Source organism: Streptomyces sp. col6 (genome assembly GCF_008042035.1).
Taxonomy (GTDB): Bacteria; Actinomycetota; Actinomycetes; order Streptomycetales; family Streptomycetaceae; genus Streptomyces.
Genome location: NZ_RDBL01000029.1, coordinates 754,620 through 767,819 on the forward strand (window position 1 = coordinate 754,620; position 13,200 = coordinate 767,819).

Below are 13,200 nucleotides of genomic sequence, written 5' to 3' on the forward strand. Positions count from 1 at the left end.
GTACGAACATTTGGAAAGCGTGTTGGGGGCAACCCCTCACGAGTTCGAATCTCGTATCCTCCGCCATTGCTCTCACCGGGCAATACGTCGAAGGCCCCCGCAGCTTGCTGCGGGGGCCTTCGACGCGTTCGGGTTCAGGCGCGTTGGCCCGGTCAGCCGTTGGTGATGCGGAGGATGCCGGTGATGGTGCCCTGGTAGATCACGCCGCCGGGGGCGATGGAGCCGACCATCTGCAGGGTGTCGTAGAGGGCGCTGGTGCCGAGGTAGTGGGTGCGGACCGTTCTGCCGGTGGCGGGGTCGATCGTGGCGTAGAGGAACGAGTCGAGGATGGACGTGGTGTGGGTGAAGGGGATGGCGGGCGTCCGGATGATGGTGTGGATGAGGCCGTCGGCGGTGGAGAGGCGGGGTACGGCCGACGAGCGGACCGTGGTGTCCCACTTCAGGTCGCAGCCGGACCCGTCCGCGCGGACGTCGACGCGGCTGAGGCCGCCCTCGAAGTCGGCGGCGGCAGGGGTGGAGGGGCCGGCGTCGTCCGGGAGCGCGGGGTAGGGGTACCCGTAGGTGCTGGCGACGAAGACGGAGTTGCCGGCGCCGATCGGGGAGTTCTCGCTTCCGCTGCCACCGGCCTGGAGGACGGGGACGGAGCACACCTGGGCGCCGGTGTCGGCCCGGTAGACGAGCAGGTTCTCGGTGGGGGCGGCGTTGTCCACGACGGTGAGGTAGTCGGTGCCGGTGCGGGGGCCGAAGAACGTCGGGGTCGAGCCGGTGCCCCGGCTGAGCTGGCCGGGCTTGCGCGCGGGCCCTCGGTCGTACGGCTGCCGCCAGGCGACGGCGGGGGTGCCGTCGTCCGCCGCGGTGAGCAGGTATGTGGCGTGGGTGGTGGCGACGGCGGTACCGGCGGGCGCCGTCGAGATGGAGTTGTCTACGCGTTCGCCCGCGGGGAGGGTCAGGGCGTGGACGGCGCCCGTGCGGTCGTCGGCGGTGCCCACGACCCCGCCGCCGGTGGCGAACCAGACCCGGCCCTTCCAGTCCGGTGAGACCCCGGTGACCGCGTCCCCCTCCGGCACGGCCGACGCCAGCGACAGCGAACTGGCGACGTACAGTTCCCAGCCGCCGGACGCGGTCCGGCGGTGGGCGATACGCAGCAGGGCCCGGTCGCCGTCCACCGCCACCAGCCGGTCCTGGTCGTCGAGATAGGCGTAGACCCCGCCGAGCAGTGAGCCCTTGGCGATACGCAGTTCCGCCAGCGAGTTCCCCGTGGCGGGGTCGAGCAGGTGCACGGTGGGCACCTGACCGAGGATCGGCGTGCAGAGCGCCACCGGGTAACCGTCGGAGCCGACCAGGACGGTCGGGCAGGCCGACTGCAGGGCGACGCGCCTGGAGGTCAGCGACCCGGCTCCCGGCCCGGCCAGCGGGGTGGCGTCCGAGGAGCCGGTGTCACCGTGCATGGTCGCGGTGCCCTGCGGCCCGGCGTACGGATTGTGCGGTGGCAACGGGTCGAAGCCCGTGGCGGCTTGGGCCGGGAACGCGGACCCCAGCGCGAGCAGGGCGGCGGCACCGAGCACAGCGGCGCGCGGGAACAACGAGGAACGCGGCATGGCAATGTCCAATCGGGCGAGTAACGCACGGACCGGCCGGGAAGAGGCCGGGCGGGCGGCCTGCGGGGCCGGAGAGCGGTGCCTCTGCCGCCGGGACGTCGCTCCTCCCGTACGGGGATCCACGACGGGATCCAGTACGGGATCCCGTGCTGGAAGGACCCTGCACCGCAGGGCCCCAGTACGGGAAGGCACGACAGGCCCCGGTCCGCGCACTACGGACCGGAGGCGGTCAGCGGCGAGAGGGCGGCGGCAGGGGCCGCAGGGGGAAGCGGAGAGGCTTCGGAGGCCGCGCCTTCGGGCGCCGGCCGGTTACGTCAGCGACACAGCGCGCTGGACTGCCGACAGCAGTCGACGTGGCGACGGATCACCAGCAGGACGGATGCGTATGCGCTGCCCGTCCCCTCCGCCCCGTGTGTCATGAGCATGGATCCTAGTGTCCAACTCCCCCTGGACAAGCACCGTTCCATATCGCGGACGCCGCGTCCGCCCGCGAAAACCGGGCCCGGTCGTAGAGCCCTCTCGCGTAGCGTGGATGCCGTCGATCGGGGCTGATCCGCGCTGACAACGGCGGCAGGGCATGGGGCCGAGCACGTCATGGGGGTCGTGGGCGGGGTCGCGGTCGTCGGCGCCGTCGTGGCCGTGGTGCTGATCCTGCGCAGCGGGTCCATCGTGGCGCCCGTGGTCCTCCATCCGCTGTGCGCCTCGTGCGGGCACGAGCAGCCCAAGCACGACGAGGCGAAGGGCCGTTGCCGTCACGAGTACGGACACCACAGCTGGAACAACGACAGCTACGGCAACAGCCAGCGGGCGACCGGGGACATGTGCGACTGCACCGGGTTCCGTGGGCGGGAGCAGCCGGACAGACCGTGAGGCCTGTCCGGCTGGGGAAGTAGCCCCCCTGAGGCCCTGTTACGCCTCCGGCGTCCCGTCCGCCGCGATCCGGCGGAAGCCGAGGTACGGGACCAGCACCTCCGGCAGCACCAGCGAGCCGTCCTCCTGCTGGCACTGTTCGAGGAGGGCGGCCAGAGTGCGGCCGATGGGGAGGCCGGAACCGTTGAGGGTGGCGACGAGCTTGGGCTTGCCGTTCTCGTCGCGGGTGCGGATGTTCGCGCGACGGGCCTGGAACGTACCGAAGTCGGAGACCGAGGAGATCTCGCGGTACGTGTTCTGGCTCGGGATCCAGACCTCGATGTCGTACGTGAGCTGGGCCGAGAAGCCCGTGTCGCCGGCGGCGAGCATGACGACGCGGTAGGCGAGACCCAGCTCCTTCAGGCACGCCTCGGCGTGACCGACCATCTGCTCCAGCTCGGCGCGGGCCTCCGCCGGGTCGACGATGCGGACCATCTCCACCTTGGAGAACTGGTGCTGGCGGATCAGGCCCCGGGTGTCGCGCCCGTACGAACCCGCCTCGGACCGGAAGCACGGCGTCTGCGCGGTCAAGGCGAGGGGAAGCTCGGCGGGCGGGACGATCTCGTCCGCGTACAGGTTGGTCAGCGGGACCTCGGCCGTCGGGATGAGGAACAGTTCGCGGTCCGCGACGCCGGTCTTGAACAGGTCCTCCTCGAACTTCGGGAGCTGTCCGGTGCCGGTCATCGTCCTACGGGTGACGAGGTAGGGGACCGCGTGCTCGACGTACCCGTGGCGGCGGGTGTGGAGGTCGAGGAAGAGGGTCGCCAGGGCGCGCTCCAGGGCCGCGCCCGCACCGCGCGTGACCGCGAAGCGGGGGCCCGAGAGCTTGGTCGCGCGGGCGAAGTCGAGGATGCCCGTCGCCTCGCCGAGGTCGACGTGGTCCTTCGGCTCGAAGGAGAACGCGGGCGGCGTGCCCACGCGCCTGACCTCGACCGCGTCCGCGTCGCTGTCGCCGTCCGGGGCCTCGTCGGCCGGCAGGTTCGGGATGCTGAGCAACAGGTCGCGCAGCTCCTCCTGGACCTGCTCCTGACCGGCCTCGATCTCCCGGATCTCGTCCTTCAGCTCGCGGGCCCGCTCCTTCAGCTTGCTGATGTCACCGCCGGCCTTCGCCGTCTGCTGGACCTCGCTCGCCACCCGCTTGGACTCCGCCCGCAGCTCGTCGGCCGAGCGGATGTTCTGGTTCCGCCGGGACTGGAGGTTCTCCAGTGCGGCCAGGTCCAGCGTGTATCCGCGACGAGCGAGCCGACGTACCGCTTCGGCACCCATGTCGATCAGGGCGCGGGCATCATGCATGAGGAAGGTCCGTCCTTCTGGTCCGGCTGGTGGGGTCGGTGCGTTGTGGGACCGACGGTAGCAATCACAGCAACCCGTGCGATCCGGATTATCGACGGGGCCGCCCCGGCTGTTCGGTGCCACCCACATCCGGACTTCACAGTTCCTTCACGTGTAGTCCATATGGGCGATACGGTTCTCCCGTGTGCGGCGAGTTGCGCTGTGTCACGGATCAACATGCTGCCGTTGCCAGGGCGGGACCCGACGCGGCCGCGCGTCTGGGGGACTGCATGCGGGAGATGACCAAGGGCGCCAACGTCGGGCTGGCGGACCTCAGCGAGGACGCGGGTTCGGTCATCGCGAGCCTGAGCTGGAGCAGCAGCGCCGGGGACGGGGACGCGGATGTGTCCGTGCTCCTGCTGGACGGCGGCGGCAAGGTCCGTGGCGACGCCGACTTCTTCTACTACAACAACCCCGCCGCGGCCGACGGCAGCGTGCAGTTGCTGGGCAAGACGCCGACGGACGGCGGCAGCGAGGACCGCATCAGCCTCGACCTGACAGCAGTCCCCGAGGACGTCGAGCGCCTGGTCGTCGCCGCGAGCCGGTACGGCGGTTCCCGCTTCGGCGAGCTGGACGACCTGCGGATGACCCTCGCCGACCGGTCCGGCGAGGTGCTGCTCGGGTTCTCGATCACCGACGCATCCGTGGAGAGCGCCTTCATCTTCGGCGAGCTGTACCGGCGCGGTACGGAGTGGAAGTACCGGGCCATCGGCCAGGGGTACGAGACCGGGCTCGCCGGCCTCGCGACGGACTTCGGTATCGATGTCGACGACGAGGGTGAGAACGACGGCGACGGGGAAGGCGCCGCGGCCGGTGAGGCGATCGCCGACGGCGGTCGGGCGGGCGCCCCCGTCACGGAGCGGCCGAACGTCGAGCAGCCGCCCGCGCAGCCGCTCTACGCGGACCGGGCGGCGGGCTCCGCGCCCGATGTGGCACCCCGGCCGGCCCCCGCCGCCGTACCCGGCCAGCAGTCCAAAGAAACCGTGACCGCCGCACCGGTGGCGGCCCCACCCGCGCCCAAACCGGCCCGTGCCCGTACGGCGAAGAAGAAGGTGACCCTGCCGGCCGTCGCCGCGAAGTCGTTGGCCGACAACGACTCCTGGCGGGTCGCGCGGCTGTTCCCCGCCTCGAACCTCAAGAGCGACAAGGAGCGCGAGGTCCGGGCGACCTCCGTGCTGCTGTCGGTGATGGCGCAGGTCCCGGAGTTCGGCCGCCGGCTGACCGCCGCCTTCGGTGCCCCGGCCGGACGGATGCAGACCTTCACCGAGGTCTCGCTCCCGCACGGCGACACCCCGAAGCGCCCGGACGGGGTGATCCGGGTGGAGCGGGCCGGGAAGCTGTGGACCGCGCTCGTCGAGACGAAGACGAACGGGAACGCGCTGAAGTCGGAGCAGGTCCAGAACTACATGGATATCGCGTCCCGCCGCGCCTACGAGGCGGTGATCACCCTCTCCAACGACGTGGCGCTGGAGGGCAGCCCGCTCGTCGCGGTCAAGACCGACGGGCGGCGCAAGCACAAGGTCGCCCTGTGGCACCTCTCCTGGGCGGAGGTGGCGCACCAGGCCCAGATGCTGATCCGGCACGAGGGGGTGGGCAACGCCGCCCACGCCTGGCTGCTCCAGGAACTCCTCCACTACCTCCAGCACGAGAACTCCGGCTGCCACGGCTTCCAGAACATGGGGCCCTCCTGGGTGCCCGTGCGCAACGGCATCGACGAGGAGACGCTCAGCCAGGGCGACCCGCGCGCCATCGAGGTCGTGGAGAGCTGGGAGCGGCTCATCCGCCAGGTCTGCCTGCGGCTCGGCGGTGAGCTGGGGCAGAAGGCCCTGCCCGTCCAGCGCACCCAGCGCGGCACCACCGCGCTCTCGCGGCGCGCGGCGCACGCCGACCGGCTGTGCGAGGAGGGCCGGCTCGCCGCCGAACTGCGCGTGGACGGTTCGCCCGGCGCCATCTCGATCGTCGCCGACCTGCGCACCGGGAAGCTGCGCACCTCGGTGGAGATCCCGGTGCCGGAGGGCGCCTACCCGCTGAGCTCCGCCAAGCGCCTGATGCGGCAGCTCGCGGACGCCCCCGCCGATCTGCACGTCGAGACGCTGGTCGAGGGCCAGAGCGGCCCTCGCGGCACGCTGGAACGCCTCCGTCCGGAGCCGGGCGACGTGCTCCCCCGTGACGGCAGCCCGATCACGGGCTTCCGGCTCTCCCTCTTCAAGAGCATGGGCGCCACCCGGGGCAACGCGGAGACCGGGTTCATCCGCAGCGTCGACAACGCCGTGGACCGCTTTCACTCGCACGTGATCGCCCCTCTCGCGCAGGCGGACCGCCGCACCGCCCGCCGCGCGCCGGCCCAGGCGCCCGCGACCCCGGATCCGGAGCACAGCACCGCCCCGGCCCCGGCGCCCGTGGGGGCCTGAGCGCGCGCCGGGTGACCGGCAAACGGCTGCAAACCGGTCCGTCGGCGGTGGTTGTGCTGGCCGTCGCCTCCGGTGCTCGCCATGATTCGGCCCATGACCAAGAGCGAAGGCCGAGACATCACCCTCCGGATCGCCCAGGAGCCGGCGGCGGACGAGCTTCTCGCCCGCAGTCCGCTCGCCGCCCTGGTGGGCATGCTGCTGGACCAGCAGGTGCCCATGGAGTGGGCCTTCTCCGGCCCGTACGCCCTCGCGCAGCGCATGGGCAAGGACGATCTGGACGCCCATGAGATCGCTGTGTACGACCCGGAGGCCTTCACCGAACTGTTCACCGCCAAACCCGCGCTGCACCGCTATCCGGGCTCGATGGCCAAGCGAGTGCAGCAGCTGTGCCAGTTCCTGGTGGCGCAGTACGACGGCGAGGCGGCCGCCGTCTGGGAGGACGCCGCGACCGGGGCCGACCTGCGCCGGCGGCTCAACGCGCTGCCCGGGTTCGGCACGCAGAAGGCGCAGATCTTCCTGGCACTCCTCGGCAAGCAGTTCGGGGTCCGGCCGCCGGGCTGGCGGGAGGCGGCCGGACCCTACGGGGAGGCCGGTTCGCACCGGTCCGTCGCCGACATCACCGGGCCCGAGTCGCTCGCCGAAGTACGCGCGTACAAACAGGAGGCCAAGCAGGCGGCGAAGGCCGCGAAAGCCGCGGCGAAGGGCAAGTGAGGCTTCCCGCCCGCGGCGTGGTGGGGTTCCTGGCTGCGCCCGGTGGCTCCTGACCGGTAGGCTTTCCGTGTGATCTTCAAGCGCATCGGAAATGGGAAGCCTTATCCCGACCACGGCCGGGAATCCACCCGGCAGTGGGCGGATGTCGCGCCGCGCCCGGTCCGCCTCGACCAGCTCGTGACCACCAAGGGCCAGCTGGACCTCGAAACGCTGCTCGCCGAGGACTCCACGTTCTACGGCGACCTCTTCGCGCACGTCGTGAAGTGGCAGGGCGACCTCTACCTGGAGGACGGCCTGCACCGCGCGGTCCGTGCCGCGCTCCAGCAGCGCCAGGTGCTGCACGCCCGCGTCCTCGAACTGGGTTAGGACAGGGCCCGCACCGGGTTCGTTCGGGTGTTTTCCCACCCGGACGGGTGCGATCCATTGATCATTTAGTAGGCATCATCACCGGGTCGCACTACGCTGCGCCCATGAGCATGCTCACTCCCCCCGGCATGGGCGGAAAGTACCGCATCACGGGAGACAAGTACCCCCGCATGCGACGCCCCCGCCGCCGCAGCAAAGTGATCCTCGCGTCCATCGCCTCCGTGGTCGCCCTCGGGCTGGCCGGATGGGGCACGCTGCAGCTCATCGATGTCTTCACGGGCGGCGACAAGACGGCCAGCGCCGCCGACCGCACCGAGCGCTGCGCCTCCCCGAAGCCGTCCGCGCCCGCCAAGGTGCTGCCGAAGCCCGCGAAGATCACGGTCAACGTCTACAACGCGACCACGCGCAGCGGTCTCGCCAAGGCGGCCGCCGATGAGCTGAAGAAGCGCGGGTTCAAGATCGGCGAGGTGGGGAACGCCACCGCCGCGTACGACAAGAAGGTGCCGGGTACGGGCCTGCTGCTCGGCGCCCCGGCCGCCGTCGACGGCTCGTTCCCCGTACTGGGCACACAGCTCCCCGGGGCCGCGACGAAGACCGACGCCCGCAAGAACGCGGAGGTCGATCTGATCATCGGCAAGAAGTTCACCGCGTTCAGCAAGCCGCAGGTGGCCGCGTCCGCGCTGACCGCGCTGGCGAAGCCCGCCCCGGCGCCGTCCTCCTGCTGAGGACGCCGCCGGGCGGGGCCGCCGGACGAGTGCCTAGTCGACGGTGCCGTACATGCGGTCGCCCGCGTCGCCGAGGCCCGGCACGATGTAGCCGTTCTCGTTGAGCCGCTCGTCGACCGAGGCGGTGACCACGGTGACCGGGGTCCCGGCCAGCTCGCGCTCCATCACCTCGACGCCTTCCGGGGCGGCGAGGAGCACGACCGCGGTCACATCGTCCGCGCCACGCCTGATCAGCTCCTGGATGGCCGCGACGAGCGTGCCGCCCGTGGCCAGCATCGGGTCCAGGACGTAGACCTGGCGGCCCGAGAGGTCGTCCGGCATCCGGCTCGCGTACGTGGACGCCTTCAGCGTCTCCTCGTCCCGGATCATGCCCAGGAAGCCCACCTCGGCGGTCGGCAGCAGCCGGACCATGCCATCCAGCATGCCCAGGCCGGCCCGCAGGATCGGGACGACCAGGGGGCGGGGGTGCGACAGCTTCACGCCGGTGGTGGGTGTCACCGGGGTCTCGATGTCGACCTGTTCGGTGCGCACATCGCGGGTGGCCTCGTACGCGAGCAGGGTCACCAGCTCGTCGGCGAGGCGCCGGAAGGTCGGGGAGTCGGTGCGCTTGTCGCGCAGGGTGGTGAGTTTGTGCGCGACCAGCGGGTGGTCGACGACGTGGATCCGCATGACTCCCACAGTAGCCGCGGCCTCCCGCACCCGTGCGCTGGCATCATCCACACGTTCGGGGGGAAGGTGGTGGCATACGGACCCAGCGACGGAGCCAGCCTTGGGGGTGATGAGCCGATGGCCGACGGGGCACAGCGCGCCGATGACCCCGGGAACGCACGGAACCCCGGGCACCCGGCGGACCCCCTCAGCACACCGGACGACCCCGAGGCGCCGGAGACCGACGCCCAGCGCCGGCGGCGCCGCGCCCAGTTCCTCCGCGAACTCCACGAGGCGAAGGAACTGCGCGACCGCGTCCAGCCGCGGCGGGTCAAAGCCGCCCGAATGCGCCAGGCCATGCGGATGCGAACGTTCCGCTGGTAGCCCTCCGGCCTGCGGAAAGCTGCCCGCCGGTGGTGACCGGGAGAACTGATGGCCGACTCAACGGCCGAACTGCTCTCGCGGAGCCCTGGTTTCTGCCACGATTCCGAAAGGGCGGGACACAGGGCAGCCGGACCACCGACTGCCTCCCGCCCGGACCGGCCCTTGGCCCCGAGACCAGTGGGAGAGTCACGGTGTACTTCGCCGCACTGCTCGCGCGCACCGAAGACGGGTGGGAAGCGAGCGACACGGAGCTCGACGATGTGGAGACCCTGTCCGACCTGACGGATCTGGCCCGTGAGGCCTCGGTTGACGAGGACACGGTGCTCGTATTCATCGAGCAGGAGGACGCCTGGTTCGGCGTCGTCCGGGTGGACGGTGAGGAGGACCCCCGTATCTACATCTCGGACGCCTCCGCCGCCGCCCGCTCCTCGTACGGGGAGATCCTGCTCACCGATGAACTGCTCGGCCGCGAACCAGGGGCCGAGGACACGATCGCCGCCCTGGAGGAGCTCGTCGGCCTCGACGGTACGGAGGACGGCGAGCCGAACACTGCCGACAACAACAACGATGACGACGAGGACGACGACGGGCCCGCCGCGGGCGTCGTCCCGGCCGGCCCGATCGGTGACACCGGGGTCCTGTCCGACCTCGGGCTCCCCGAGGCCGAGCTGCTGATGCTGCGGACGGACGCCCTGGCGGAGATCGCGGACGCGCTGGGGGCGGCCGAGGTCCTGGAGACCGTCCGTTAAGGCCTTTCCTTTGGGTCAGCCCGCGAGCCCGGCATGATCCAAAGGAAAGGCGCTAGGGTCCGCGGGTGACTGAAGCAGCACCCCACCCGGACCTGCCCGATCCCGTACGGGACCCGTGGCGGGCGTCCATGCGCCGCGCCCTGGCCGAGGCCGACCGTGCGGCGGCGACCGGTGACGTACCGGTCGGCGCCGTCGTCCTCGGCCCGGACGGGGCGCTGCTCGCCACGGGCCACAACGAACGCGAGGCGACCGGCGACCCGACCGCGCACGCCGAGGTCCTGGCGCTGCGCCGGGCCGCCGCCGCGCTCGGTGAGTGGCGGCTGTCCGGCTGCACCCTGGTGGTCACCCTGGAGCCCTGCACGATGTGCGCGGGCGCCCTGGTGCTGGCCCGGGTGGGCCGGGTGGTCTACGGCGCCCGGGACGAGAAGGCCGGTGCCGCCGGCTCGCTCTGGGACGTGGTGCGCGACCGGCGTCTCAACCACCGCCCCGAGGTGATCCCCGGGGTCCTGGAGGCCGACTGCGCGGACCGGCTGACGGCCTTCTTCCGCGACCGCTGACCGGCGACGACCGGGGTGCGAGGCGCCGTCCGGAATCGGATTTCGGCGTACGGCCGACATGGTCTAAGCTCTCTCTCGGTAGCGTGTCCGAGCGGCCGAAGGAGCTCGCCTCGAAAGCGAGTGTGGGGAAACTCACCGTGGGTTCAAATCCCACCGCTACCGCCAGCCAGAACCGCCCCCGAACCGTGTGAACGGTTCGGGGGCGGTTCTGCGTGTTGCCCCGCCGGTTGGTCAAGGGGACCTTCGCTGGGGGATCATGCGGGGGCGGCGGGACGTCCTCGGGGACCGGCCACCGCCGACCGGGTAGCCAAGAGAAGAAAGCACTGGCCGTGATGCAGATCGTGCGAGGCAAGAAGCTCGAAAAGGCCGCCGAGGGAGAATTCGAGCAGCTGGTCCGGGAAAGCACCCGGGTCGTCGTCGACGTCGGTACGGGCGATGCCAGGGCTTCCTATCGCATCGCCAAGGAGAATCCGGACTGGCTGGTCGTGGGCGTGGACCCGGCCTGGCAGCGGATGACGCAGACGAGTATTCGCAGCCGGCGCAAGCCCGCCAAGGGCGGCGTACCGAATCTGCTGCTCGTGAACGCGGCGATCGAGAACGCCCCGCAGGAGCTGCTGGGGGCCGCCGATGAACTGCTGGTCCTGATGCCGTGGGGGAAATTGCTCCACGGTCTCGTGCGCGGCGACGGGGACATCTGGAGCGGACTGCGGGCGGTCGCCAAGCCGAATGCGCCCCTCACCGCGACGGTCGGCACCAGTATTTGGCGGGAGCCGGTGCCCCGGGACATCCAGGGGATTCCGGAGCTGACCCATCCGTACGTCGAAGAGGTGCTCACCGAAAAGGCCCTCGCCGCCGGATGGACGATCACCGGATTCCAGCTGACCAAGGCCCAGGACGCCGCCGCCGTCTCGTCGTCGTGGGCGCGCAGGCTGGACTCGGACAGCACCGAGGTCGTCGCCACGCTGACGGCGGTCACCGCCGAGCCCGGGGAGTAGACCGGGCGGGGATCAGCCCGTCGGGAACTGCCGGCAGTACTCGTACATCGCCATGGCGCCCGCGGTGGCGACGTTGTAGCTGTGCGGGGAGCCCCAGACCGGGATCTCCACGCATTCGTCGACGCACGCGAGTTCGTCCTCCTTCAGACCGGTCCGCTCGTTCCCGAGGACGATGACCGACTTACGGGGGAAACTGATCTCGTGCAGGCTCTTGGAATTCGTGGCCTGTTCGAGCGCGATAATGGTGTAGCCGTCCTCGCGCATCTTCTTCAGCACCGGCGGAAGACTCCGGCGCATTTCGATCTCGACGTTCTCGGCACCGTCCCGCGCGATCTTCGGGTCGAGTTTCACATTGCCGCAGGCGATGATCCGCTCGACTCCGCAGCACCCCGCCGTACGCACCACGCTCGACAGATTCACGCGGCTGCGAAACGCCGAGCACGCGATGACGAGCTCACGATTACGGAGCAGAGGGGTGCCCGGCTTATGGCGGAGGTGTTCGAACATGCCGGGAAGTCTACTGGGCCTCCGTCGGCCGGCTCCGCGTACGGGACGGCGGACTACGATGGCCGGTCGGGACAACGCACCTAGGGCCTGGAGAAGGCAATGAAGATCCACGCCAGAGGCCACGAGAACGTCCGCGCGACCCACGCCAAGACCCTGGAGATCACCGGCGAGCGGGACATCACGGCGCGGGCGACCTGCGTCGTCGGGGTGGGCGCCGCCTTCGACGAGCAGGGGCTCGCCCTCCTGCGCGGCCCGGTCGCCGTCCGTCTCTCCGCCGGACCGCACCTCGCGACCGGCACCGCCGTGGTCAACCCGCACCACGAGGTGACCGACCGGCTGGTGCTCCGGCGCAGCGACCACGCCTCGCCGGACACCTTCGCGTTCCGCAGCACCCTGGTGGCGAGCGACCTCGACCCGGACTTCGTCACCGCGCTGGGCGATCCGGCGAACGAGGTGACCCTGACCCTCACCGAGACGGGACCGCGCCGGCCTCTCGTGCTGGTGCACCGCCGGGACCTGCCGGAACCGCAGGGGCGCCCGGGACTGCTGTGGCGTACGGCCGACGCCTCGGTCGACCTGGACGCGGCGCGCGTCCCCGACGAGGCACGTACGGCTCTCGCGGACGGCGGTGTGATCGCCGCGTCCGTCTCCGGCCCGCTGGAAGGCGTATCGCAGGCGGCCGGCGCGTGGCTGGCCGAGGCGGCCGGACAGGGCGCCCGGTTCGAGGTGCCGGCCGACGCGACCGGGACCGTACCTGCGCTGCTCGCGGCGGGCCTGCCGCTCGCACCGGCGGTCCACCTCGGCCGGACCGGCCGCCGGGCGCTCGCCGCCCCGCCGCACGCCGAGCTGCTGCGTACGGCGCCGGTCCCCGTGGTGTTCAGGGCGCCCGCCGCCGACCTCGGCGTGCTCGCGGAGGTGCTGGCCGGGTCCTTCGAGGACCGCCGCATCGCCGTACCGGACGGACACGCGGATCTCGGGCACGGCGTCAGGTGGCTGCCGCTGCCCGAGGCGGTCGCGGCCGTCGCGGGCGGGCAAGGGGCCGAGGAGGAGGGCGTGTTCGTGCTGGCGCCCCCGGAGCGCGGCGCCTGGAACGTGGACCTGCGCCCGCTGCTTCCGCTGCTGGTGGAGCAGGGGGTCACGGCCCGGACGCTGAGCACGGTGCTGCGCCCGTTCGGGATCAGCAGGCGCGACCTCTATGACGCGCTGGGCGATGCGCAGGGCTCGCAGAACAAGGGGCGCAAGGAGAAGAAGTAGAGGAGGGGGAAGCGGCATCGGGGGGATGTGCCGCTTCCCCCGGGTGCGGGGGCT

General features: G+C 71.4%; 14 protein-coding genes and 1 tRNA gene. 11 read left to right on the forward strand and 4 right to left on the reverse strand.

Annotated elements, in window-relative coordinates; all coding sequences use genetic code 11:
* Nucleotides 1-152 precede the first annotated feature (152 nt).
* Nucleotides 153-1,598, reverse strand: coding sequence for a hypothetical protein (locus EAO73_RS32825; RefSeq protein WP_147975108.1), 1,446 nt, complete (start codon nucleotides 1,596-1,598; stop codon nucleotides 153-155).
* A gap of 594 nt (nucleotides 1,599-2,192) precedes the next feature.
* Between EAO73_RS32825 and EAO73_RS32830 the strand changes: the two genes are divergently transcribed.
* Nucleotides 2,193-2,468, forward strand: coding sequence for a hypothetical protein (locus EAO73_RS32830; RefSeq protein ID WP_147975109.1), 276 nt, complete (start codon nucleotides 2,193-2,195; stop codon nucleotides 2,466-2,468).
* Between the two features lie 39 nt (nucleotides 2,469-2,507).
* Here EAO73_RS32830 and serS read toward each other — a convergent pair whose 3' ends face one another.
* A complete protein-coding gene (gene serS / locus EAO73_RS32835) occupies nucleotides 2,508-3,800 on the reverse strand; it encodes a serine--tRNA ligase (protein WP_147975110.1) in 1,293 nt (430 codons plus the stop codon).
* A 278-nt stretch (nucleotides 3,801-4,078) separates the two neighbouring features.
* Here serS and EAO73_RS32840 point away from each other — a divergent pair, with 278 nt between their 5' ends.
* The 4 genes from EAO73_RS32840 to EAO73_RS32855 all read left to right on the forward strand — a co-directional run bounded on the left by EAO73_RS32840 (nucleotide 4,079) and on the right by EAO73_RS32855 (nucleotide 8,052).
* Nucleotides 4,079-6,250: a TerD family protein gene (locus tag EAO73_RS32840; protein WP_147975438.1), complete on the forward strand. Its 2,172-nt coding sequence runs from the start codon at nucleotides 4,079-4,081 to the stop codon at nucleotides 6,248-6,250.
* A 93-nt stretch (nucleotides 6,251-6,343) separates the two neighbouring features.
* A complete protein-coding gene (locus tag EAO73_RS32845; RefSeq protein WP_147975111.1) occupies nucleotides 6,344-6,961 on the forward strand; it encodes an HhH-GPD-type base excision DNA repair protein in 618 nt (205 codons plus the stop codon).
* A gap of 69 nt (nucleotides 6,962-7,030) precedes the next feature.
* Nucleotides 7,031-7,327, forward strand: coding sequence for a type II toxin-antitoxin system VapB family antitoxin (locus EAO73_RS32850; protein ID WP_018101777.1), 297 nt, complete (start codon nucleotides 7,031-7,033; stop codon nucleotides 7,325-7,327).
* A gap of 128 nt (nucleotides 7,328-7,455) precedes the next feature.
* The gene (locus EAO73_RS32855; RefSeq protein WP_147975439.1) at nucleotides 7,456-8,052 is read left to right on the forward strand and encodes a LytR C-terminal domain-containing protein; all 597 of its coding nucleotides are present in this window, start codon (nucleotides 7,456-7,458) and stop codon (nucleotides 8,050-8,052) included.
* Nucleotides 8,053-8,085: 33 nt separating this feature from the next.
* Here EAO73_RS32855 and upp read toward each other — a convergent pair whose 3' ends face one another.
* A complete protein-coding gene (gene upp / locus EAO73_RS32860; protein WP_018521931.1) occupies nucleotides 8,086-8,721 on the reverse strand; it encodes a uracil phosphoribosyltransferase in 636 nt (211 codons plus the stop codon).
* 117 nt (nucleotides 8,722-8,838) lie between these two features.
* Between upp and EAO73_RS32865 the strand changes: the two genes are divergently transcribed.
* The 5 genes from EAO73_RS32865 to EAO73_RS32885 all read left to right on the forward strand — a co-directional run bounded on the left by EAO73_RS32865 (nucleotide 8,839) and on the right by EAO73_RS32885 (nucleotide 11,385).
* Nucleotides 8,839-9,084 (forward strand): hypothetical protein, encoded by a 246-nt coding sequence (locus EAO73_RS32865; protein ID WP_147975112.1) that lies wholly within the window; start codon nucleotides 8,839-8,841, stop codon nucleotides 9,082-9,084.
* Between the two features lie 191 nt (nucleotides 9,085-9,275).
* Nucleotides 9,276-9,833 (forward strand): hypothetical protein, encoded by a 558-nt coding sequence (locus EAO73_RS32870; protein WP_147975113.1) that lies wholly within the window; start codon nucleotides 9,276-9,278, stop codon nucleotides 9,831-9,833.
* Nucleotides 9,834-9,898: 65 nt separating this feature from the next.
* Nucleotides 9,899-10,390, forward strand: a complete 492-nt coding sequence (gene tadA, locus EAO73_RS32875) for a tRNA adenosine(34) deaminase TadA (RefSeq protein WP_191134306.1) — start codon at nucleotides 9,899-9,901, stop codon at nucleotides 10,388-10,390.
* A 77-nt stretch (nucleotides 10,391-10,467) separates the two neighbouring features.
* A tRNA-Ser gene (locus EAO73_RS32880) sits at nucleotides 10,468-10,555 on the forward strand.
* 167 nt (nucleotides 10,556-10,722) lie between these two features.
* On the forward strand, nucleotides 10,723-11,385 hold the full coding sequence (locus tag EAO73_RS32885; RefSeq protein WP_147975114.1) for a class I SAM-dependent methyltransferase: 663 nt from the start codon (nucleotides 10,723-10,725) through the stop codon (nucleotides 11,383-11,385).
* A gap of 12 nt (nucleotides 11,386-11,397) precedes the next feature.
* Here the strand turns inward: EAO73_RS32885 and EAO73_RS32890 are convergent, their stop codons facing one another.
* Nucleotides 11,398-11,892, reverse strand: a complete 495-nt coding sequence (locus tag EAO73_RS32890; protein ID WP_018101784.1) for a TrmH family RNA methyltransferase — start codon at nucleotides 11,890-11,892, stop codon at nucleotides 11,398-11,400.
* A gap of 99 nt (nucleotides 11,893-11,991) precedes the next feature.
* On the opposite strand from EAO73_RS32890, the gene EAO73_RS32895 reads away from it, so the two are divergent.
* On the forward strand, nucleotides 11,992-13,146 hold the full coding sequence (locus EAO73_RS32895; RefSeq protein WP_147975115.1) for a DUF371 domain-containing protein: 1,155 nt from the start codon (nucleotides 11,992-11,994) through the stop codon (nucleotides 13,144-13,146).
* The last annotated feature ends 54 nt before the right edge of the window (nucleotides 13,147-13,200 follow it).